The following is a 23,450-nucleotide window of genomic DNA, read 5'->3' on the forward strand; positions in this document are numbered from 1 at the left end:
TTATTGCGTACAAATATGTTAATTTCATCTAATCAAAATATTAGAATGAAAAAACTGAAATTTATTACTTGCTTTACCTTATAATCAACCTAAAAATTAACACCAGAAGAATTTAAAAAGCTTCAAACTAAAATTTTAGAATAATTATAAAGTTGAAATTACCTCGTATTGAAAAATATGAGGTAATTTTATAATTACTGTAAAATTTCACACATGAAGAAAAATTATTTCAAACCCTTACTTTTAGGAGTAAGTTTATTCTCGATTTCGGTTTTTGGTCAACAAGAAAAACCAAAATACGATTATCAAGAAGCTTTCAAACCATTTTTTTATCAGAATAATGCAACAGAAACTCGTTCGGCGAGTGGAAAACCAGGTCATAATTATTGGCAAAATCGTGCAGATTATAATCTGAATGTTAGTTTGAATGAAGAAAAAAATGAAATTTCGGGAACATCTGAAATTACATATACCAACAATAGTTTTGATGATTTAGACTTTTTGTGGTTACAATTGGATCAAAATTTATTCAAAAAAGAATCTCGAGGAAGTGCTTTATTACCGATTTCTGGAAGCCGTTATGGTGATTCAACTTCTGAATTTGAAGGAGGTTATAAAATTAAATCTGTTCAAATAGACGGAAAAGAAGCGAAATACACTGTTTCGGATACACGCATGCAAATTGATTTGATTAATCATTTGAAAGCTCGTGGAGGAAAAACAAAAATAAAAATCGAATATTCATTTGTTTCGCCAGATTATGGAGCCGATAGAATGGGAGTAGAGCCAACTAAAAATGGAAAGATTTTTACGATGGCGCAATGGTTTCCTCGCATGGCGGTTTATGATGACATCATGGGATGGAATACTTTGCCTTATCTAGGTCCAGGAGAATTTTATCTGGAATATGGAGATGTAACAGCAAGTATTACGGTTCCGTCTACGCATTATGTGGTTGGTTCGGGAGAATTATTGAATGAAAACGAAGTTTACTCGAAAGAAGAAGTGAATCGTTGGAACAAAGCAAAAGCGAGTGATAAAACCATTATTATTCGTTCTGCTGATGAGGTAAACAAAGCGACAAAAGTTGCAAAAGGAACAAAAACGTGGAAATTTAAAATTCAGAATACACGTGATTTTGCTTGGGCTTCATCATCTTCGTTCATCTTAGATGCAGCAAAAATTAATCTTCCAAGTGGTCAAAAATCGTTGGCAATTTCGGCTTATCCAGTAGAAAGTGACGGAAATGATGCTTGGGGAAGATCGACAGAATATACAAAAGCTTCTATTGAGCATTACTCGAAACAATGGTTAGAGTATCCTTATCCAGCGGCGACAAATGTGGCAGGAAATGAGGGTGGAATGGAATATCCTGGGATTGTTTTTTGTCATATGACTTCGAAAGGTGAAGGACTTTGGGGTGTTACAGATCACGAATTTGGACATATTTGGTTCCCGATGATTGTTGGTTCTAATGAGCGTGTTCATGGTTGGATGGACGAAGGTTTTAATACGTTTATCAATGATATTTCGACGAAGAATTTCAACAATGGCGAATATTACAAAAAGCAATCTGCACAACGAATGGCGGGTTATTTATTCAGCGATAATCTTGAGCCTGTAACGACTCAACCAGATAATATGCGCGAAAGAAATATCGGTGCATTGTTGTATTATAAGCCAGGTGCAGGAATGAAAGTTTTGCGTGAAACAATTTTGGGTGAAGAAAAATTCGATAAAGCATTGCGTCGATACATCAAATATTGGGCATATAAACATCCAACGCCAGAAGATTTTTTCCGTACAATGGAAAATGTTTCGGGTGAGGAATTATCGTGGTTTTGGAGAGGTTGGTTCTTGAATAAATGGACAATTGATCAAGGAATTAATAGCGCAAAATATGTAGATGGCGATTATAAAAAAGGCTTGATTTTGAAAGTCGAAAATTTTGGACAATTACCAATGCCAACAACTGTTCAAGTGAATTTTAAAGATGGAACTTCGCAAGAAGTTAAATTACCGATTGAAGTTTGGAAACGTAATACAGAATGGACTTTCAAAGTGCCTTCAACAAAAGAAGTTTCGACGATTAAATTGGATCCAAATGGAGCTTTACCAGATGTAGATTTGAAGAATAATACATTCAATATGGCAGATGCAAAACCTGTTGAAAAGATTAATCCAAAAGAATACGAAGGTACATTTACGAATAAACAAATCAATGCAGAATTTGTGTTGAAAGCTGAAAACGATAAATTGAATTTAGTTTTTGGTGGACAAACTATTCCGTTAGATTATCAAGGTGATGGTAAATTTGTGAATGAACAAGGCGGTTTGGAATTGACTTTTGCAAAAGATAAAAAGACATTTTCTGTAGAAGAAGCTGGACAAAAATTCGAATTTACGAAGAAGTAAATTTGTTCTAAATTTTCATACTGAACCCGTTTTAGCATCACATCATAAAATATAAAAAACCACTTCGTAAGAAGTGGTTTTTTGTTGATTACTATTTTTGAGATGTACCTTCTGGTTTAAGATATAAATCGAAGTAATCTGTAATTTTTTGCATCAAATGAACGCGATCTTTTCCACGAACATTGTGTTCATGTCCAGGATAAACAAAGTAATCCATTTGAACACCATTTTTCACTGCTTCGCGAATAAAATCAATCGAATGTTGCCAAACAACCACATTATCTTGCGCTCCGTGAATCATTAATAATTTACCTTTTAAGTCTTTTACACGGTTAATTAAATTCGTGTTTTTGAAACCTTCAGGATTATCTTGAGGCGATTCCATGTAACGTTCTGTGTACATAATTTCGTATTGCGTCCAATCTAAAACTGGTCCACCAGCAACTCCAACTTTGAAAACGTCAGGTTTACGCAACATAAATGATGTTGTCATAAATCCACCATAAGACCAACCATGAATTCCCATACGTTCCGCATCCACGAAAGGTAAAGTTTTCAAGAAATCAACACCTTTCATTTGGTCATTCATTTCTGTAGTTGCTACATTTCCGTGAATAGCTTGCTCAAATTTAAGACCTCTATTCGCCGATCCGCGTCCGTCCATTGTAAAAACAACATATCCTTTTTCTGCTAAATGATCGTACCAAAGATTCCCTGTTGCAGGAAAACGATTTGTGATTAATTGCGCGTGAGGACCATTGTATAAATAAACGATAACTGGATATTTTTTCGAAGAATCAAAGTTTGTTGGATAGATTAATTTTCCATACAAATCTGTTCCATCATCCGCTTTTAACGTTACATTTTCAACTTTCGCTGTGTTGTAATTTGCCAAAGGATTTTGAGCAGTTAAGATATTTTGTTTGAATTTTCCATTTGCATCCAACACATCAATTTTACGCGGCGTGTTGTCATTACTCCAATTATCAATTGCATATTCTCCGTTCGTTGAAACCGATACATTGTGCGTTCCTGCATCTGTCGTTATTTTACGCAACTTTCCATTCTCCCAATTCACCGCATATAAATGACGATCTTTCGGAGAATCTTTTGTTGTTATAATTAAGAATTCTTTTTTCTTCGCATTTTCGCCAACAAGATCCGTTACAATCCAATCTCCTTTTGTGATTTGGTTTAATAATTTTCCATCAGTATTGAAACGATACAAATGCATAAAACCATCACGTTGCGACCACCAAACAAATTCGTTATTTTTTCCTGGAATAAAATGTAATTCATTTTGAGGTTCTACATATTTTGCATCATCTTCTTTGAATAATGTTTTAATCAATTTCCCTGAAACAGCATCATATTGATTCAATTCCATGTGTTTTTGATTACGAGAAAGTAACGCGATATAAATATGTTTTTCGTCTGGCGACCACGTAACCGAAGTTAAATAATGATCAACTTCTGGATGAATTTCTAAGAAAGTCGTTTTTTGAGTGGTTGGATTATAAACACCTAACGTAACGGTATGATTTTTTGTTCCAGCAAATGGATATTTGATGTTTTTGTTCACCGCAGGTTGTACAGACCAATCGATAATTGGATAATCTGTAACCGCTGTTTGATCCATTCTATAAAATGCAACTAAATTCCCTTTTGGAGAGATGAAAATTCCTTTGTGAATCCCAAACTCATTTTGATGAACCGATTTTCCATTCACGATTTCATATTTTCCGTCTTTGGTAATTTGATGTGTTTTTCCAGATTTATCAACAAAAAATAAATTGTTGTCAATTACATATCCAACTTGATTATTCGTCGCGTCAAATTCTATATTTTCTGCATTTTCAGGTAATTTCAACCAATCGTTTTGTTGACCAGCAGTTGTAATTGTTTTGTAACCTGTTTTTGTAGAAAAATAAGCTTGCTTATCATTGATCCAATTCAAAGAAGGAATTCTTTTATTCTCAAATTGAGAACTTCTAAAAATTGTATCAGTTTTAAGAGATGGAACTTCTTTCTTGATTAAAGCTTCTCCGTATGATGTTTTTACATTTTGCGTGTACGCATTTTGATTCGGAATCCATTGAACTTGATTTAGATTTTCGATACGTAAATTCGTCGATAATCCAAGTACAGCATCTTCCATTGTGACATTCTTTTTCTGAGCAATTAAACTAGCGCTCATCAAAAGTGTACTCAATAAAATTGTTTTTTTCATGTGTGATTTCTATTTCAAATATTGCCCAAGTGCTTCTAAGTTTTTCTTTTCATTCCCAATAAAAATTTTGTCTCCATCTACCACGACAGGACGTTTTAGGAAAGTATAATCTGATAAAATATAATTTTTGATATCATCTTCAGAAAGCTGTTGATCTTTCAATCCTAATTTTTTGTAATTCTGTGCACGACGTGAAAATAGAGCTTCGTAGTTGCCAGCTAAATTCTTCATTTCTTCTAATTCTTCTGCTGTTATCGCAGTCGATTTTATTTCATGCAAATCAAAACCTGTAAAATCAAACTCTTTCATAATACGTTTGCACGTATCGCAAGTTTTCAAAAAAAATATTTTTTTCATTTCTCAAAATCTTTGGTTTTGTAAAGATAAATAAGTTTCATCGTTTTGCAGAATGATAAAGAATTTTGTCAAAATATATTTCAAATCGATAAAAAACTATCTTTGCAAGTATGGAAGAAACTAATTTTTTGCGTTTAAACAAATATATTAGCGATAGTGGTTTTTGTTCGCGTCGTGAAGCAGATCAATACATCGAAAATCGTTTGGTACAAATTAATGGACGAGTTGCTAAAATTGGGCAATTTGTAGGACCAAATGATGTGGTGACTGTAAAAGGTGTCGAAATAGAACCGCGCGAAAAGGAGCATGCGGTTTATATTATGCTGAATAAACCTGTGGGCGTTACGTGTACAACAGATCCTACAGATCCAGATAATATTATCGATTTTCTTTCGTTTGGAGAACGAATTTTTCCGATTGGTCGTTTAGATAAAGATTCGCAAGGATTGATTTTATTGACAAGCGATGGTGATATTGTGAATAAGATTTTACGTGCTGGAAATAATCACGAAAAAGAATACATTGTAACCGTTGATAAACCAATTACGGATGAATTTTGCGAACGAATGTCGAAAGGTGTTCCGATTCTTAATCAGGTTACGAAGAAATGTAAGATCGAAAAAATAAGTACAAATGTTTTCAAAATTACATTAATCCAAGGTTTGAATAGACAGATTCGCCGTATGTGCGAATATTTTGGATATGGTGTAAAAAAATTAGAACGTGTTCGGATTATGAATTTAACGTTGAATGTAGGAATTGGTCAACATCGAGATTTAACGGCAGAAGAATTAGCAGAAATCAATCGCTTGACGAAAGATTCGGAAAAACACGAAGAAAAGAAACCAGCTTCAAAATCAAAAAAATCATCAGCGAAAAAAACAAAAGAAATTTCTCCAGATTTTAAAGATTCGAAAGGAAAATCAATTAAAAAGCCAGTAAAAAAATCAACAACTCAAGCCAGAGTAGGAAAAAGTAAACCACCTACAAATACGAAAGGAGGTAAATTTGGTAAAAGAAGATAAAATCAAAAGACGAATATTTTTCGTCTTTTTTTATACATTTTAGTCAAAACTAACTTCTATCATGTCATTTTACCAAAGATTCAATATCTTTATAAAGTAAAATCTTAAAAACACATGAAGAAAATTGTTTATTCGTTGCTTTTTATAGCGATGACTTTTGGTGCATCGGTAAAAGCACAAGAAAATGTTACTTATCAATTGCCTCCGCAAGAAATTTTACAATTGGCAGATGCAGATATGCCGCCGTCAATTAGTATAGATCGTAAAGCGGAGAATGCATTTTTGTCTTATAGAAGTCGTTATAAAACGATTAATGAATTGTCAGAAACGGAATTACGTTTAGCAGGATTACGAATTAATCCAGTTACAAATATTAATTCACGTGAAACATTCAGCGAGAAAATTACTTATTTTGATTTAAAAACTTCAAAAGAAAAAACGATTGCTGGTTTACCTGCAAAAGGTCGTTTTTCTAATCAATCTTGGAACACTTCTCAATCGAAATTTGCCGTTACAAATACAACAAATAAAGGTGTAGAACTATGGATTGTTGATGTAAAAACACAAGCTGCAACAAAAGTTTATGAAGATAAATTAAACGCAAACTTAGGTCGTCCTTTCAATTGGATTTCAGATACAGAATTAATTGTGAATGTAATTCCAGCTTCTAAAAAAGCTTTGATTGACACGAAAGATGCGATTGCAACTGGACCTACAGTTTCTGTTGCTGACGGAAAAGAAGCGCAAAACAGAACCTATCAAGATTTATTACAAAATAAAAATGATGAGTTTAACTTCGAACAATTAGCAATTTCTGAATTAGTAAAAGTAAATATCGAAACAGGTGCAAAATCGAAATGGAAAGACGCTGCGATGTACACAGATATTTCGACTTCTCCAGATGGACAATATGTTTTGGTGAACGAAATCAAAAAACCTTTTTCATATTTAGTAACGTACAATAGTTTTCCTTCAACCAATATTGTGTATGATATCAACGGAAAATTAATAAAAGAAGTTGATCATAAAGAGTTACAAGAAGTTGTTCCGAAAGGATTTTCTTCTACGATTATGGGAAAAAGAGGTTTGAATTGGAGAGCAGATAAACCAAATACTTTATATTGGGTTGAGGCTTTAGATGGTGGTGATGCAAACAAGCCTGCGGAATATCGCGATGCGCTTTATCAAGTAACGGCGCCATTTACAGCGAATAAAGAGTTGTTGGTAAAAGTAAAAGATCGCTATAGAGGAGTGACTTGGGGGAATGATGAGGTTGCGATTGTGAGAGATGCTTGGTATAATACACGTAACGAAAGTAGTTATTTGTTCAATCCGTCAAATCCAAATCAAGAACCGATACGCTTTTTTAGTAGAAACTCGCAAGATGCTTACAATAATCCTGGAAGTTTTGTAACTGAAATGAATGATTATGGTTACAATGTTTTAGCAATTAACAAAGGAAAATTGATGTTAGTTGGAGAAGGAGTTTCTGCGGAAGGAATCTTACCTTTTGTAGATGATTTTGATATCAAAACGCAAAAAACTTCTCGTTTATGGAGAGCACAGAAATCAGATAAACTAGAAGCGATTGCTAGAGTTATCGATCCGAAGAAAGGGATCATTTTAGAACAGATTCAATCGAAAACAGATTATCCAAATTTATATGTTCGTAATATTTTTCAGAAAGGAGGAAAGCCAAAACAAGTAACGTTTACAAAAAATCCTTTTGAGGCAATGAACAAAATTTCGAAAGAATTAATTACGTACAAACGTGCTGATGGTGTAGAATTATCAGGAACTTTATATTTGCCGCCAAATTACGATAAAACGAAAAAGGAAAAGTTGCCAATGTTAATGTGGGCTTATCCTCGCGAGTTCAAAGATGCATCTACGGCTGGTCAGGTAACAACTTCTGAAAATAAATTTACTTCTCCTTCTTACGGAGGTCCTATTTATTGGGCATTGAGAGGATATGCGGTCTTAGATGATGCGGCTTTTCCAATTATTGGAGAAGGAAAAGAGGAGCCAAATGATACGTTCGTTCCTCAATTGGTTGCCAATGCAAAAGCTGCGATTGATGCGGTGGATAAATTAGGTTTTATCGATCGTGAAAGAGTTGCGGTTGGTGGACATTCTTATGGCGCATTTATGACAGCAAATTTATTAACGCATTCTAATTTATTTGCGGCAGGTATCGCACGTTCAGGTGCTTATAACCGTACATTGACGCCTTTTGGATTTCAATCTGAACAACGTAATTATTGGGAAGCTCCAGATGTTTACAACACAATGGCGCCTTTCCAAAATGCAGATAAAATGAAAACACCATTGTTGTTAATTCATGGTGAAGCAGATAATAATACAGGAACTTTCCCGATGCAATCTGAGCGCTATTTCAATGCATTGAAAGGTTTGGGAGCGACAACTCGTTTGGTTTTATTACCAAAAGAATCTCACGGATATGCAGCCAGAGAAAATATTCTTCACATGTTGTGGGAACAAGATCAATGGTTAGAGAAATATGTGAAAAACAAAGGAAAAAATTCTGAAAAGAAATAATTCTCAATATAAGAAAAGCGATTCAATTTTGAATCGCTTTTTTATTGTAAATAATTATTATATTTAGTTCATAATTAATCAACTATGAAATTAAAAGCTTTACTCTTCTTTCTAATGATTTTTTCTCCATTTCTATTTGCTCAAAATTTGTGGAAAGTAGAATATGAAACCTATGATAAAATGTTTTTTGACGAAAAAGATCCTGTTTTTAAGGCAGAATTAGATAAAAACAATTCTACACCAAAATACTATCAATTACTTTTTAATGAAAATCAGTCGTTTTTTTCTGAAATTGTAAGAATTGATAATAGTCAAAATCAATCATCTATGTCGATGAGTACAATTGATGATAATATTTACATCGATTATAAAACTTCACAATATAAGATTGAAGGAAATTATGTGAACAAGAATATTTTAATAATAGATAATTTGCCTAAATACACTTGGACAATTAGTAGAGAATCAAAAGAAATTTTGGGAATTAAAGTAAAAAAAGCAATAACCGAATACAAAGATTCTAAGATAGAAGTTTGGTTTGCGCCAACTTTACAACCAAAAGGAGGACCAATATTTTTCAATGGGTTACCAGGTTTAATTTTAGAATTGAAAGCTGTAACAACAATGAAAGACGAAAGTTATGAAACGATTTTCAGAGCAATTAATATAAAAGAAGCATCTAAAAACGAAGTGATTAAAATTCCATCAAAAGGTCAGAAAATGACACAAATTGAGAAAGATGATTTTGTGAAAGAAGCAAATAAAAAGATGATGGAAGCTTATAATAACAAGGTTTCGAAAGATTAAAACATAAAAAAACCACTTCTTTAGAAGTGGTTTTTAAATTTTATAGCTGAGGTATTATAACATTTTCAAGAAGTTAACTTCTAATTCCGTTAATCTTCTAAAATCACCTCTTTGTAAAGTTTTCTTTGTAAGTCCTGCAAAAGAAACGCGGTCTAACGCTTCTACTTCGTATCCTTTTGTTTCGAAAATACGACGTACAACGCGGTTCCAACCAATATGTAATTCTACACCAACTTCATTTTTCGGTCTACCTTCAATAAAAGAAATTTCGTCAACAACTGCAATTCCTTCAGGAATTAAACGAACACCTTTTTTGATGTCAGCCAAATCATTTGCTGTTAACTTTTTGTCCAATGTAACGTGATATATTTTTTTGATATCATGACTTGGATGTGTTAATTTCTTAGTTAAATAACCATCATTTGTAAACAATAAAACTCCTGTTGTTTGTCTATCCAAGCGTCCTACTGGGAAAATTCTCGCTGTAGTTGCTGTAGACATTAAGTCCATCACAGTTTTACGTCCTTTTTCATCATTTGATGTTGAAATAAAACCTTTTGGTTTATTCAACACAAAATATACATTTTTCTCTGAAGAGATTTTACGACCATCGAAACGAACTTCATCATCGGGTTGTACTTTATAACCCATTTCAGTAATCACTTGACCATTCACTGTAACGATTCCAGTTTTGATCAACTCGTCAGCCTCTCTTCTGGATGCAATCCCTGCATTCGCTACATATTTATTTAAACGAATAGTCCCGTCATCAACTGGTGCTTTTTTCAGTCTTTTAACAAATGGTTTTTCACCTGGTTTGTTAAACGGTTTCTTTGGTCCAAAACTTTTCTTTCCTTCTTCTGATGGTTTTCCACCAAAAGTTGGTTTTCCTTTCCCTGAAGATGGTTTAGAAGAAGAATTTCCTCTTGCTCCACCTTTTCCACGATTGTTCCCGCCTTGGGAATTTCTGTCGTTGGATTGATTTCGTCTGTTATTCATCTGAATTTGATTAATTTATGCGCTGATTAAAATTTTGCGCAATAGTTTGCAAAGTTAAGGGATTTATTTCGATTAATACGATACTAAATACACCCGCAACAATCATTCCCTTAAAAAAATAATGTAAAATCTTATATGCTTGTGTCGATTTTATTCTCCAAATGATAAATAAAATCACTGTGAAAGCGATATTCGCAGCAATAAAAAAGTACTTCATCGCGCCAACATCATTTTTCATAATGATAATAATTCCAATGATTAATTCTGTAATAATTAAACATGAAATCAAAACTTTTGTAAAATCTATTCCATATTTGATTGGAATTGAATCATAATTATAAATCAAATCTGCTTTTTGAGAACTCAAATCTTTTACAATATCAGTAATCAATAATAAAATACTCAAAAAAGTAGCATGTAAAGCCAAATTGAACGTGAAATGATCAAAATAAACCAATAAGGCGAAAAATGGCATGACACGAATAATAACCAAATAAAAGTTTTTGATCAATGCAAATCGATTGATTTTGTGGCTATAAAACCAAACTAGAAATTGATAAATCAAAAAGAAAATGAAAACCTTCCACGAAATTAAGGCTGCAATAATCAATGCTAAAGCATTCAGAACAATGTAAACAGTTAGTTTGAAACCTTGCGAAACTTGTTTCTGAAGATAAACTTGTAAAGGACGTTTGAGTTCGTCTTTTTCTAAATCGTAAAAATTATTGATGATATATCCCGCGGCCACACAAAGTATCGAACAAAGAATAAGCCCGTCCAACTTTGGATTTGTCAACAATTGACGATGACCAACTTCTGGCGCAAAAATAAAAAGTGCAGCAAGGTATTGTGCCAATATTAACACAATTAAATTATAGCCACGAACAACAGAAAATAATGCAAAAACTTTTAAGATTATTTTCTGAACGTTCATTGATTATATTTTTATAAATTATTTTTTAGAATTTGTAAATAACTTCGGTCTGGAAGTCTTTTAAGTAGCTTTTCGCTTTGTCATAATCTTGTGTAAAACCAAGAACATAACCGCCTCCGCCAGAACCACAAAGTTTTAGGTAATACGTATCTGTATCAATTCCAGTTTTCCATGCATTCACCAGTTTTTGAGGAATCATTGGTCTGAAATGCTCATAACCCCAAGCTGACAATTTTTGAAGATTTGAAAAAAGTGGATTGTATTCACCTTTCACAAAGTTTTCGATACATGCGTTGTTGTATTTAATAAATTCTTCTTTCAATGTTTTACGAAAACCCTCTTTTTTCATTTTTTCGAAGAAAATATGAATCATTGGCGCCGTTTCTCCTGGCGTTCCTGAATTGATTAAGAAAACAGCTCCTTTTCCGTCAGTATTTGCAGAAGGTAAACCAATTGTCGAGATATCATCTTTTGATTGAATTAATAAAGGAATATTCATGTAACAAATCAAAGGATCAATTCCAGAACTTTTTCCATGAAAATGAGATTCTAAATTTCCGAAAAGAGCTTTTAATTTGCTAATTTTTTCTTTGTTTAGATTTTGATTGATATCAATTTTATTCAAGGCATATTTGTCATAAATAGCTGCAACCAAAGCGCCAGAACTACCTACACCATATCCTTGAGGAATGTTAGAATCGAAGTACATTCCGTTTGCAACATCTTCCGAAAAAGATTTTGTATCAAAAGTATCTGCAAAATTCTCTTCTAAAAATTTCGCATAATTTTTCAAGTGAGCATTTGACTCTTCTGCAATTTCAGAAGGCTCAAATTTTAATGCACCTTGGTAAAAATTATAAGGAATTGTTAATCCTTTCGAGTTTTCAATAATTCCATATTCGCCAAAAAGTAAGATTTTGGCATAAAATAATGGGTTCTTCATTCAATGCTAAAATTGGTACTGCAAAGTTACAAAATTTAAGCCATTCTTTTTTTAATTTGAGGAAGAGTTTTGTTTTAAAAAATTGTAAATCACATTATTTTTTGATTAATAGTAGTTTTTGGAATATATTTTGACTAAATAATTTAGAATAAATTGGTTAAATTTCAATTAATAATCAATGATTTTAACCGAATTAGCATTAAAAATAGAGAATTAATGTATTAAAATATATAAATTTGTGCCATGTATATCACCGAATATCTATCGAATGAGATAAAACCAGGGAAAGTTAATTCTTCTCCAAGTCAGCTTTTAGAAGTTGTGCAAGAGAATAAATTGACGCATTTACCTTTGTTTAAAGGGTTGGATTTTGTTGGAAATATCTCGGAAGAAGATTTGATTGAATTATCAATTGATGATGAAAAAGTAGATTATACTTCGTATTTGGAGAGTTTTTATCTTTCTGAATCGAGTACGCTTTTAGATGCAATTCAGATGATGTATACGAATCAGGCGAATATCTTACCGATTATTAATGAACAATCGCGTTATGTTGGTTTTATTACGGAAACGGATATTATCAACACGTTTGCAAATTTCCCTTTTGTCGCTGCACAAGGCGTTTCGATGTTAGTTTCGATTGCGGAAAAAGACTTGTCGATGACGGCGATTTCTAATATTATAGAAGTGAATAACGGAAAAATATTGGGAATGATGATTGTTGGAAATAAAGAAGATAGCGTTTATGTTTTGCTGAAATTTAGTTCATCAAACTTGTTAACAATTGGTGAAACATTTGAGCGATATGGATATCAAGTGATTCAAAAATTTTATAACGACGAAAAACAAGAACTTCTGCAAAGTCGTTATGCACAATTGTTAAAATACATGAATACCTAATGATAAAAGTTGCACTTTTTGGACAAAAAACAAGTACGTCTTTAACGGACATTATTCCTCCATTTCTTAATTATTTAACTCAAAACAAAATTGCTTTTTGTGTTGAGCAGAATTTTCTTCAAATTTTGAAGGATTCTACAAATATTAGTTTTGAACAGGTAGAAACCTATACTTCTTATGAAGATTTAGATAAATCGGTAAAATTCTTATTCAGTTTTGGTGGAGACGGAACAATTTTATCAGCAACTACAATTGTTAGGGATTCTAATATTCCAATTATTGGCGTAAATACGGGACGTTTAGGCTTTTTAGCAACAATTAATAAAAGTGTGTTGTTGGAGCAAATGGATAGTTTTTTCAATGATGATTACAACATTATTCCACGAACTTTATTAACAGTGAAAAGAAGTGATGGTGTAGAAATTGAAAATAATTTTGCAATTAACGAAGTAACTGTAGTTCGCCGTGAAACAACGAGTATGATTACGGTTGATGCTTATTTGAACAATGAATTTCTAAATTCTTTTTGGTCTGATGGATTAATTATTTCTACGCCAACAGGTTCTACAGGATATTCGTTGAGTTGTGGAGGACCAATTGTTCATCCGTCCAATCAAAATTTTGTCATTACACCTGTTGCGCCACATAATCTAAATGTGCGTCCATTAGTTGTTTCGGAAAACGAAAAAATAGACTTGAAAATTCGAAGTCGTGCCAATGAATACTTCTTATCATTAGATTCTCGTAACTTTCCTTTAACAACTGACGTTGAATTAACCATACAAAAAGCAGAGTTCAAAATCCTAATTGTTGAAGCTATTGATGCGACTTATTTCACGACTTTGAGAGAAAAAATGCTTTGGGGTTCAGATAAAAGGAATTAAAATTTACAATAAAACTTCTTAATTTTTGTTAAATCAGTTACGTTGAATTGACTTTTGTTTATATTTGTTCGAATTTAAAAAGAAGAAAAAGCAAAAGCCGAAAAAATAACACAACATTATGATGAGATTATTTTTGTTCGTTTTTACATTGTGTTTGTCGCAAATGATTTTTGCCCAAAGACACGAACTCGGAATTTTTGCTGGTGGGGCAAATGTGATAGGTGATGTTGGAAAAGCTAGCTATATCAATCCATTTCCTACAAAAACTGAACCTGATGGAAAAATTTTCCTGCCTGTTTCGATTGGAGGGTTGTATCGTTTTAATATAAATCCACAAATGGGATTTAGAGCAAATATTTCTTATTCGAAAGTAGGTGCAAGTGATCACCGTTCGAAAGAGCAATATAAATTAGACCGGAAAAAAAGTTTTCGAAACAATATAGTAGAAGGGTCAGTAATGTTTGAGTATAATTTCTTTAGCATAAATGATGATCAGGAAAAAGCTCAATCTCCTTATATTTTTATAGGTTTGGGTGCTTTCTCTGCCAAAGGAAAGGAATATGATTATGACGCAGACAATGATTTGATTATAGAAAAAACAAAATACAATACTGATTTGACGATTCCTTTTGGAGTTGGCTATAAAGTAAGATTCAATTACAATTGGATTTTATCTTTCGAAACAGGTGTTCGTTATGCAAATGTAGATTATCTTGATTATAACACAGGGAAGTTTTCTGATCGATTTAATGAGGCAATAGCAGACGGAACTTTACCAAAAAGTGAATTTGATAAAAGACAATTTGGAAATATGTCTAGTAAAGACTGGTATGTATTAACAGGAATCACCTTAACTTATAGTTTTGGTCGACCTGCATGTTATTGCGATTAAAAAGAATGGAAATTAGTTTAGTAGAACAAATAGATAAAAATAATATACCAAATCATGTAGCCATTATTATGGATGGTAATGGTAGATGGGCAAAGAAGAATGGTAAAGAAAGAACCTTTGGACACAAAAGTTCTTTGGGTGCTGTGAGATCTTCTATAGAGACATGTCGTAGATTAGGAATAAAACATCTTACACTTTACGCATTTTCTACAGAAAACTGGAATCGTCCAAAATTAGAAGTCAATGTTTTAATGACTTTATTAAGTTCTGCAATTAAGGACGAAATAAATGAATTACACAAAAATGAAGTTCGCTTGAATGTGATTGGAGATTTATCAAAATTACCAAAAAAAGCATTCAAAGATTTGACTCAAGCAATAGAAAAAACGAAAGACAACACAGCTTGTGTTTTGACATTAGCATTAAGTTATGGTTCGAAAGAAGAACTATTACAAGCGATGAAGTCTATTGCACAAAAATATAAAGACGGAGAAATATCCGACAATGATTTTAATGAAGAATTAGTTCATCAAAACTTATATACACACGATTTACCTATGGTAGATCTTATGATTAGAACAAGTGGCGAAACCAGAATTAGTAATTTCTTGTTGTGGCAAATTGCTTACGCAGAATTATATTTTACAGAGGTTTTGTGGCCTGATTTTAACGAGAAAGAATTTTATAAAGCAATTTTAAATTACCAGAATCGAGAACGTAGATTTGGTAAAATAAGCGAGCAACTAACGAACTAATCGAACTGAAATAGAGGATTATGAAGAAAATTTTTTGGACAATGTGTATGCTTGGAGCTTACATGGCACAAGCGCAAGTCGTAGATTCTACGAAAACCATTGATTCAACACAACAAGATAATTTTGTCTTAGATTATACCAATGCACGAACTTTCAAATTGAAAGATATCGTTGTAACAGGTGACTCTAAATATTCTAAGAATCAAATTATCCGTTATGCAGGTTTTGCTATCGGTGAAGAGATAGAATTACCAGGTACGAAGGTAAATAATGCTGTAAAAAAATTATGGAGATCTAATATTTTCTCTGACATCGACTTGTATGTAGATAAAATAGAAGGTAACGAAGTTACATTAGAGCTTGCCTTGGTTTCAGTTCCTAGTTTAGGAGAAATTAAGATTAATGGTGTGAAAAAATCGCAACGCGAAGATTTAATCAAACAAAATAAATTAAATCCAGGTGTTAAGATTACACAAAGTTTAATCAATACGACAAATAATAAAATTAAAGATTATTATACTGGAAAAGGTTATCCTAACACAACAATTAATGTAGAACGTCAGCCAATTGTTGGTAAAGAAGACGAAGAAAACATTACATTAAATGTGAATCGTGGAGAGCGTGTAAAGATTAAGAAAATCATTTTCGAAGGAAATGAAAACTTAACTGCTGCTCGTTTACGTAAAAAAGGGATGAAAAATACCAAACAGAAATCTATCAATATCTTCAAGTCATCTAAAATGATTCCTGAAAAATTCCAGGAAGATTTAAAAACATTGGTTGAAGAATACAAATCTGTTGGTTTTAGAGATGCTAAAGTTGAGTCATACAATATCGAAAAAGTTGATGATAAAAACTTATTGGTTAAGATTAAAGTTAACGAAGGAAAACCATATTTCTTAGGAGATGTAACGTTTTCTGGAAACTCAATTTATACTTCTGAGCAGTTGCAACGAATTTTTGGATATAAAACCGGAGATCGTTATGATGCTGTCGGAATCAATAAAAAGATTTCGGGATCAGAAAAAGATGATGATATTTCAACGTTATACATGGACAGAGGGTATTTATTTGCACGTGCTATTCCTGTTGAAAAAAGTGTGAAAAATGATACGATTGACCTGGAAATCAAAATTTTTGAAGGAACTCAAGCTACACTTAATAAAGTAACGATTAACGGTAATACAGAAGCACACGATCATATTTTATACCGTGAGTTAAGAACTAAACCAGGAGATTTATTCTCTAAATCGGACATTAAGCGTACGATGATGGAGTTAGCTTCTTTGGGATACTTAGAACCAACGCAAATAGTTCCAGATATTCAACCAAATCAAGATAATAATACAGTTGATGTGGAGTGGAAAGTTGCGCCAAAATCATCTTCTCAAGTAGAATTACAAGGAGGATATGGTGCAGGGACTTTCATTGGTACATTAGGATTAACTTTCGGGAATTTCTCATTAAAGAATTTTTTCAATAAAAAAGCTTGGAAACCAATTCCAATGGGAGATGGACAACAATTATCACTAAGAGCACAAGCTGGTAACGGATATAAAAATTATAGTTTATCATTTGTTGAACCTTGGATTGGAGGAAAACGCCCTACAGCTTTATCAACATCTTTTTATTATTCACAATATGATTACCGTGATAATTATGGAGAAAAAGCGAAATTGGACATCTTAGGAGCTTCAGTTGGGTTAACTAAGTTGTTAACTTGGCCAGATGATTATTTCCGCTTATCAAACTCAATTTCTTATCAGTTGTATAACTTCGATAATTATGCGATGTCTGTTGGTAATATGCAATATGAAAATGGTTCGTCAAATAACTTAAACTATACATTAGGTTTAACACGTAATTCAGCAGGACCAGACCCTATTTTCCCTCAATCAGGATCAGAAATTAGTTTATCATTTACAACAACAGTTCCATATTCTGTTTTCAAAGAAAAAGATTATGCAAATATGTCTGATGTAGAAAAATTCAAATGGTTAGAGTATTATAAATTTAAGGCTAAAGCATATTTCTACAAAGAATTAACGGGTAAATTAGTTTTAAAAGCTGGTGGAGAATTTGGAGTTTTAGGAACATATAACCGTAAAATTGGAACAATTCCTTTCGAACGTTTTTACTTAGGAGGAACAGGTCTTACACAAAATCGTTTCGATGGACGTGAGATCATTTCATTAAGAGGTTACGAAGATGCAACAAACTCTGGTGGACAAACAGGAGATATTACGCCAGAAGGAGGTGGAACAATTTATAATAAATATTCGTTAGAATTGCGTTATCCAATCACAATGAGCCAAACAGCTAAGATTTATGCATTAACTTTTGCAGAAGGAGGTAACGTTTGGAACAATACAAGTGAATTTAAACCGTTTGAATTAAAACGTTCTGCTGGAGCAGGTGTTCGTATTTATATGCCAGCATTTGGTTTATTAGGATTCGATTTCGGATACGGATTCGATAAAGGATTTGGACAAACAGAACGCTCAGGATGGCAAACTCACTTTATTATTGGACAACAATTCTAATAAATTGATTAATTTTGCTTAGAACGTTTTGGCATAATTTTAGAATTAACACATCACAAATATGAAAAAATGGATTAGCTTTATAGCGTTGTTCTTTGGATTAGCAAGTTTCACTTTCGCGCAAAGATTTTGTTACGTAGACAGTCAGTATATTTTAGAAAATTTACCAGAATATACATCGTCTCAAAACAAATTAAAATCTCAAACAGAGTCTTGGCAAAAAGAAATTGAGCAAAAACAAGAAAATTTAGCTAAATTACAAGCCGAATTCGAAGCCGAAAAGATTTTATTAACGGCAGAACAGGTGAAAGAGCAAGAGAAAAAGCTAGCTGATGAAGTAGCGGCTGTAAGAATTTTGCAAGATAAACGTTATGGACCAAATGGTGATTTAGTTAATCTGAGAAGATCAATGGTAAAGCCTTTACAAGATCAAATTTATAATGCGACAAAAGAAGTTGCAGATAAAAGAGGATATGGTTTTGTATTTGATAAAGGAAGTGATTTAATCATGATTTATACAGATCCAAAGTTTGACATAAGTAGAGAAGTATTAATGACTTTAAGACCAGAGTTGAAACCAAATAATTCAAAAACATCAACTTCTGGAAATAATAAAACTAGTAATAGTAGCAATAAAACAAGAAAATAAATTTTAAAAAACAAATTAGACTAGAAATGAAACAAATTAGATTGATAGCAGTATTTACAATGATGGTTTTCGGAAGCGTTTTATCTTTCGCTCAAGAAATTGCACATATTGATACGCAAGCAGTAATTGAATCAATGCCAGCTTACAAAAAAGCAGAGGCTGATTTACAAGCATTAGGTAAAAAACACGAAGATGCTATCGCAAAATTACAAGCAGACTATAAAACTTTTATGGAAACTGCTCAAAAAGATTTAGCTGGTAAATCTCAAGAAGAGGCTCAAAAATTAATTGCAGCGAACAAATACCAAGAGAAAGAGCAAGAAATGCAAAAGAAATACGAAACGTATGCAAAAGCTGCTCAAGATGAAATGCAAGCAAAAGAGAAAGCTTTAATGGATCCAATCGAGAAAAGAGTAATGGATGCAATTAATGCTGCTGCTGCAAAAAAAGGAGTTAAATATGTTTTACCTGCAGGTGTTTTAGTTTACAAAGCTGGAGGATACGACTTATTAAATGACGTTAAAAAAGAATTAGGATTATAATTTTAAGATATTAATAATACCTTCAAGCCACTATTTTAGTGGCTTTTTTTATATATGAAAAGAATTTTAGTTACCGGAGCGAATGGTCAGTTAGGTCAATCGATTTTAGAGCAATCAAAAAACTACAAGGAAATTGAATGTTTTTTTGTCACTCGAAATGAATTAGATATTACGAATGAAGAATTAATTAATCATTATTTCGAAGATAAATCATTCGATTTTGTTGTCAATTGTGCAGCTTATACAGCGGTTGATAAAGCTGAAGATGATCAAGAGAATGCTTATTTAGTAAACGCAAAAGCAACAGAATTTTTAGCAAAAATCACGAATCAAAAAGGAATTCCTTTTATTCACGTTTCGACAGATTATGTATTTGATGGAACTGAAGCTCAACCTCGTCTAGAAACAGATCAAACAAATCCTATAGGGGTGTATGGTCAAACAAAATTAGATGGCGAAAATTTAGCATTAGAAAACAATTCTAAAACGATTATTTTACGCACAGCTTGGGTTTATTCTCGATTTGGAAATAATTTCGTTAAAACGATGCTTAGGTTGTTTAATGACAAAGATTCGATCTCTGTTGTAGCAGATCAAATTGGTTCGCCAACAAATGCAATTGATTTGGCTGATGTAATCTTAACGATTATTTTGAAAGATGATTTAACCTATGGAATTTTTAATTATTCGAATGAAGGAAAATGTTCTTGGTTTGAATTTGCGCAAAAAATTAAAGAATTGTCTAATTCAACAATCGAAATTAATCCTGTTCCAACTTCAGCTTATCCGACAAAAGCGAAACGTCCTGCGTATAGTTTATTGGATAAATCGAAAATAAAAGAAGTTTATCAATTTGATATTCCGACTTGGGAAGATAGTTTGAAAAAAGAATTGAAACACCTGATTTAGTTTCAATTTTAATAACATAAAAAAGCTCGAGAAATTCTCGAGCTTTTATTTATCTGACAGATTATTGATTAATCTAAAATCTCAAAACGAGTATAAGGTTGCAACGCTTTCGGAATTTTTACTGTTCCATCAGCTTGTTGGTGATTCTCTAAAATTGAGGCTAAAATACGTGGTAAAGCCAAAGCAGAACCATTTAAACTATGTGCTAATTGAGTTCCGTTTTCATCTTTGTAACGTAATTTCAAACGATTCGCTTGGAAAGTCTCAAAATTAGATACAGATGAAACTTCTAACCATTTTTCTTGCGCTTCAGAGAAAACTTCAAAATCGTATGTAATTGCAGATGTAAATCCTGTATCACCACCACAAAGTCTTAAAATACGGTATGGTAATTCTAAATCTTCTAAAATTCCTTTTACGTGCTCAATCATTCCGTCTAAAGCAGCGTAAGAATTTTCTGGTTTTTCGATACGTACAATCTCAACTTTCTCAAATTGGTGTAAACGATTTAATCCTCTAACATCTTTTCCATAAGAACCCGCTTCACGACGGAAACATGGTGAATATGCAGTCAACGTAATTGGTAAATCTTCTGCTTTTACAATTGTATCACGGTAAATATTCGTCACAGGAACTTCCGCAGTAGGAATCAAGTACAAATCATCTTCTCCAATATAATACATTTGTCCTTCTTTGTCTGGTAACTGTCCAGTTCCATAACCAGAAGCCTCATTCACAACGAAGGGAGGAACAATTTCTGTATAGCCAGCATCAGAATTTTTATCTAAGAAAAATTGTGTTAAAGCACGTTGCAAACGAGCACCTTTTCCTTTGTAAACAGGGAAACCAGCTCCGGTAATTTTAACACCTAATTCAAAATCAATGATGTTAAATTTCTTAGCAACTTCCCAGTGTGGCAAATTGTTTGGTTTTGCAGTTGCATCACCGTGTTCAAAAACGATTTCATTATCATCAGCATCTTTTCCTGCTTTTACGATTTCGTTCGGAATATTCGGGATTTGATACAAAATATCTTTAACGGATGTTTCGTAAGACGATAATAAATCTTGTAACTCTTTTGATTGAGTTTTTAAATCAACCGTTTTGTTTTTTAATTCATTAGCCTCTTCCGATCTTCCATCTTTAAACAAATTACCAATTTCTTTTGCTAATTTGTTGGATTCAGCTAATACATTATCTAATTCAAATTGTGTTTTACGACGAAGTTCATCCACATTTAAAACTTCATCAACAAGATCTAATTGTTTGAAGTTACGTTTTTTAAGTCCTTCAATTACACGATCTTTGTTTTCTTGAATGTAAGAAACTACTAGCATACTTTTATTAAATTTATACAAATGTATAAATAATTAATTTTTTAGAATAAAGATTAAATGATTTAGGATCAAAAATTAATCAAAATCAATTAATTTTTAAATTTAACTGTCTTCATTAGATAAATAATTGACACAATGTTTTTTACAAAAAATATTCAAAAATTGTAAAACTATTTATAATTGATTAAAAATCAATAGTTTAAATTTTATTTATTGAGAATTGATTAATACAATTATATTACATTGATTTTACATGCTGTTGTTTACGTTTCGAAATACATTTGTCAAAGAAAATTAATCGAAAATTATTAATAATTAAAACAATAAAACAATGAAAAAATTTTTCGCAGTAGTTGCAGTAGCAGCTTTATCTTTAGGAGCAGTATCTTGTGGTGAGAAAAAAGCAGAAGAAGCACCAGCTAACGTTGATTCAGCAGCAGTAACAGTTGATTCAGCAGCAGCAGTAGTTGATTCAGCAGCAGCAGTAGTTGACTCAGCAGCAGCTAAAGTTGATTCAGCAGCAACTAAAGTTGAAGGTGCAGCTAAAGAAGTAGCTCCAGCTACTGAAGCTCCAGCAAAATAATTTGAAATAACATTCAGATCATATAAAGAAACCACTTATTAGATAAGTGGTTTTTTTTATGCTGTTTTGCGATGTAAATATCTCGTTAGCTTGATTGATAAATCTAAAAGTATAATTTTAGAATTACCATTTCGTTCGATATGATACGACGCTTCATTAATTTCATTTAAAATATCTTCGATATTTGCTCCATGTATAAAAGGCGCAAAACCTTGCCATTTAAAACCTTCTGCATTGATTTGTAGAAAAACTAAATCATCAGATTGATACGTTTTTAATAAAGCTTGACGAAAAATCTCTGAACAATAATTCAAAAAATCTTTTTGCTCACTTCTCGACCAACTTGCAATTTGATTCGACCAATCAATCAAATCTTTTAAAACGGTTGGAGTTTTGGCTGCCATAAAGGCTTTTCGAACCCAAGTCACAAAATACTTATCGAATAAATGTTCGTCATCATTCAATTGATGCAACGCTTCTCGTACATTTCCTTGCGATAGAAAAGCAATATGTTGCGCTTTTTCTGGATTAATATTTTTCTTCTCAATTAGATAATCCTTTATATCCGATTGCGATAAACGAGGAATTTTAACCAATTGACAACGAGAAGTAATAGTTTGTAGAATCAAATCTTCACGTTCTGTTACCAATAAAAAAAGTGTTTTTTGAGGCGGTTCTTCAATTATTTTCAACAATTTATTTGCAGCTGCAGTAGTCATTTCCTCAGCTTGCCAAATAATCATGATTTTATAGCCTCCTTCGTAACTGTTTAACGCTAATGTTTTGACGATTTCATCCGCTTCATCAACAGGAATAACGCCTTGTTTTTTCTCAATTCCAAGATGAGACATCCAATCCGTTAAATTTCCATAGACATTTTCGTCTACAAAAGTTCGCCAATCGTTTAATAAATACTTAGCAAGTGGCTTTTTTACACTTTCTGTTGCTGAATAAGGAAAAGAAAAATGTAAATCGGGATGTTGTAATTTATCAACTTTCAGATTGCATTGTTCGTTATTCAAATCACACAAAACCTCACGTGCATAAGCAATTGCCAAAGCCAAAGTTCCCGAACCTTCTGGACCAGAAAAAAGCTGAGCATGACTTATACGACCATCTTTTATAGATTGTTGAAGCTTGTTTTTAATCTCCTGTTGTCCAATTATATTTTCCCAAAGCATAGTCCA

20 protein-coding genes are annotated in these 23,450 nt (G+C 32.4%); 12 read left to right on the forward strand and 8 right to left on the reverse strand.

Annotation, left to right across the window (positions count from 1 at the left end):
- The first annotated feature begins 213 nt into the window (after nucleotides 1-213).
- On the forward strand, nucleotides 214-2,415 hold the full coding sequence (locus tag N5E64_RS00745) for a M1 family metallopeptidase (protein ID WP_280035209.1): 2,202 nt from the start codon (nucleotides 214-216) through the stop codon (nucleotides 2,413-2,415).
- Nucleotides 2,416-2,506: 91 nt separating this feature from the next.
- Here the strand turns inward: N5E64_RS00745 and N5E64_RS00750 are convergent, their stop codons facing one another.
- A complete protein-coding gene (locus N5E64_RS00750) occupies nucleotides 2,507-4,645 on the reverse strand; it encodes a DPP IV N-terminal domain-containing protein (protein ID WP_280035212.1) in 2,139 nt (712 codons plus the stop codon).
- A 9-nt stretch (nucleotides 4,646-4,654) separates the two neighbouring features.
- The gene (locus N5E64_RS00755; protein ID WP_038334703.1) at nucleotides 4,655-5,002 is read right to left on the reverse strand and encodes an arsenate reductase family protein; all 348 of its coding nucleotides are present in this window, start codon (nucleotides 5,000-5,002) and stop codon (nucleotides 4,655-4,657) included.
- A 110-nt stretch (nucleotides 5,003-5,112) separates the two neighbouring features.
- On the opposite strand from N5E64_RS00755, the gene rluF reads away from it, so the two are divergent.
- From rluF to N5E64_RS00770, 3 genes are all read left to right on the forward strand, one after another.
- On the forward strand, nucleotides 5,113-6,027 hold the full coding sequence (rluF, locus tag N5E64_RS00760; protein ID WP_038334704.1) for a 23S rRNA pseudouridine(2604) synthase RluF: 915 nt from the start codon (nucleotides 5,113-5,115) through the stop codon (nucleotides 6,025-6,027).
- Nucleotides 6,028-6,141: 114 nt separating this feature from the next.
- Nucleotides 6,142-8,586, forward strand: coding sequence for a S9 family peptidase (locus tag N5E64_RS00765; RefSeq protein ID WP_114998387.1), 2,445 nt, complete (start codon nucleotides 6,142-6,144; stop codon nucleotides 8,584-8,586).
- A gap of 84 nt (nucleotides 8,587-8,670) precedes the next feature.
- Nucleotides 8,671-9,393 (forward strand): GLPGLI family protein, encoded by a 723-nt coding sequence (locus tag N5E64_RS00770; protein ID WP_114998385.1) that lies wholly within the window; start codon nucleotides 8,671-8,673, stop codon nucleotides 9,391-9,393.
- Nucleotides 9,394-9,447: 54 nt separating this feature from the next.
- Here the strand turns inward: N5E64_RS00770 and N5E64_RS00775 are convergent, their stop codons facing one another.
- From N5E64_RS00775 to N5E64_RS00785, 3 genes are read right to left on the reverse strand one after another with little or no spacing between them, the layout of a single operon-like run.
- Nucleotides 9,448-10,392 (reverse strand): pseudouridine synthase, encoded by a 945-nt coding sequence (locus N5E64_RS00775; RefSeq protein WP_038334708.1) that lies wholly within the window; start codon nucleotides 10,390-10,392, stop codon nucleotides 9,448-9,450.
- Between the two features lie 10 nt (nucleotides 10,393-10,402).
- Nucleotides 10,403-11,326, reverse strand: a complete 924-nt coding sequence (locus N5E64_RS00780; RefSeq protein WP_114998383.1) for a UbiA family prenyltransferase — start codon at nucleotides 11,324-11,326, stop codon at nucleotides 10,403-10,405.
- Nucleotides 11,327-11,351: 25 nt separating this feature from the next.
- Nucleotides 11,352-12,269 (reverse strand): mevalonate kinase, encoded by a 918-nt coding sequence (locus N5E64_RS00785; protein ID WP_280035221.1) that lies wholly within the window; start codon nucleotides 12,267-12,269, stop codon nucleotides 11,352-11,354.
- A 243-nt stretch (nucleotides 12,270-12,512) separates the two neighbouring features.
- On the opposite strand from N5E64_RS00785, the gene N5E64_RS00790 reads away from it, so the two are divergent.
- The 8 genes from N5E64_RS00790 to rfbD all read left to right on the forward strand — a co-directional run bounded on the left by N5E64_RS00790 (nucleotide 12,513) and on the right by rfbD (nucleotide 20,343).
- Nucleotides 12,513-13,169, forward strand: a complete 657-nt coding sequence (locus N5E64_RS00790; protein ID WP_114998381.1) for an HPP family protein — start codon at nucleotides 12,513-12,515, stop codon at nucleotides 13,167-13,169.
- Nucleotides 13,169-14,053: an NAD kinase gene (locus tag N5E64_RS00795; RefSeq protein ID WP_280035224.1), complete on the forward strand. Its 885-nt coding sequence runs from the start codon at nucleotides 13,169-13,171 to the stop codon at nucleotides 14,051-14,053. Before N5E64_RS00790 ends, N5E64_RS00795 begins: the two co-directional genes overlap by 1 nt.
- Nucleotides 14,054-14,171: 118 nt before the next feature.
- Nucleotides 14,172-14,945 (forward strand): DUF6089 family protein, encoded by a 774-nt coding sequence (locus N5E64_RS00800; protein WP_280035226.1) that lies wholly within the window; start codon nucleotides 14,172-14,174, stop codon nucleotides 14,943-14,945.
- 11 nt (nucleotides 14,946-14,956) lie between these two features.
- Complete coding sequence (locus N5E64_RS00805; RefSeq protein ID WP_280035250.1) at nucleotides 14,957-15,700, forward strand: isoprenyl transferase; 744 nt, start codon at nucleotides 14,957-14,959, stop codon at nucleotides 15,698-15,700.
- Between the two features lie 20 nt (nucleotides 15,701-15,720).
- Nucleotides 15,721-18,243: an outer membrane protein assembly factor BamA gene (gene bamA, locus N5E64_RS00810; RefSeq protein WP_280035228.1), complete on the forward strand. Its 2,523-nt coding sequence runs from the start codon at nucleotides 15,721-15,723 to the stop codon at nucleotides 18,241-18,243.
- Nucleotides 18,244-18,304: 61 nt separating this feature from the next.
- Nucleotides 18,305-18,892: an OmpH family outer membrane protein gene (locus tag N5E64_RS00815; protein ID WP_280035230.1), complete on the forward strand. Its 588-nt coding sequence runs from the start codon at nucleotides 18,305-18,307 to the stop codon at nucleotides 18,890-18,892.
- 26 nt (nucleotides 18,893-18,918) lie between these two features.
- Entirely contained in the window at nucleotides 18,919-19,434 is a 516-nt protein-coding gene (locus N5E64_RS00820; RefSeq protein ID WP_114998374.1) for an OmpH family outer membrane protein, read from the forward strand.
- Nucleotides 19,435-19,488: 54 nt separating this feature from the next.
- A complete protein-coding gene (rfbD, locus tag N5E64_RS00825) occupies nucleotides 19,489-20,343 on the forward strand; it encodes a dTDP-4-dehydrorhamnose reductase (RefSeq protein WP_038334743.1) in 855 nt (284 codons plus the stop codon).
- Between the two features lie 68 nt (nucleotides 20,344-20,411).
- On the opposite strand, the gene serS is transcribed toward rfbD, so the two are convergent.
- The 3 genes from serS to N5E64_RS00840 form a co-directional block, all read right to left on the reverse strand.
- Nucleotides 20,412-21,680: a serine--tRNA ligase gene (gene serS / locus N5E64_RS00830; protein ID WP_038334750.1), complete on the reverse strand. Its 1,269-nt coding sequence runs from the start codon at nucleotides 21,678-21,680 to the stop codon at nucleotides 20,412-20,414.
- Between the two features lie 315 nt (nucleotides 21,681-21,995).
- Nucleotides 21,996-22,298: a hypothetical protein gene (locus N5E64_RS00835; protein WP_180905654.1), complete on the reverse strand. Its 303-nt coding sequence runs from the start codon at nucleotides 22,296-22,298 to the stop codon at nucleotides 21,996-21,998.
- A 21-nt stretch (nucleotides 22,299-22,319) separates the two neighbouring features.
- The gene (locus N5E64_RS00840; protein WP_038334764.1) at nucleotides 22,320-23,444 is read right to left on the reverse strand and encodes a hypothetical protein; all 1,125 of its coding nucleotides are present in this window, start codon (nucleotides 23,442-23,444) and stop codon (nucleotides 22,320-22,322) included.
- Nucleotides 23,445-23,450 lie beyond the last annotated feature (6 nt).

The organism is Empedobacter sp. GD03739, assembly GCF_029843245.1.
In the GTDB taxonomy this organism is placed as follows: Bacteria; Bacteroidota; Bacteroidia; order Flavobacteriales; family Weeksellaceae; genus Empedobacter; species Empedobacter falsenii_B.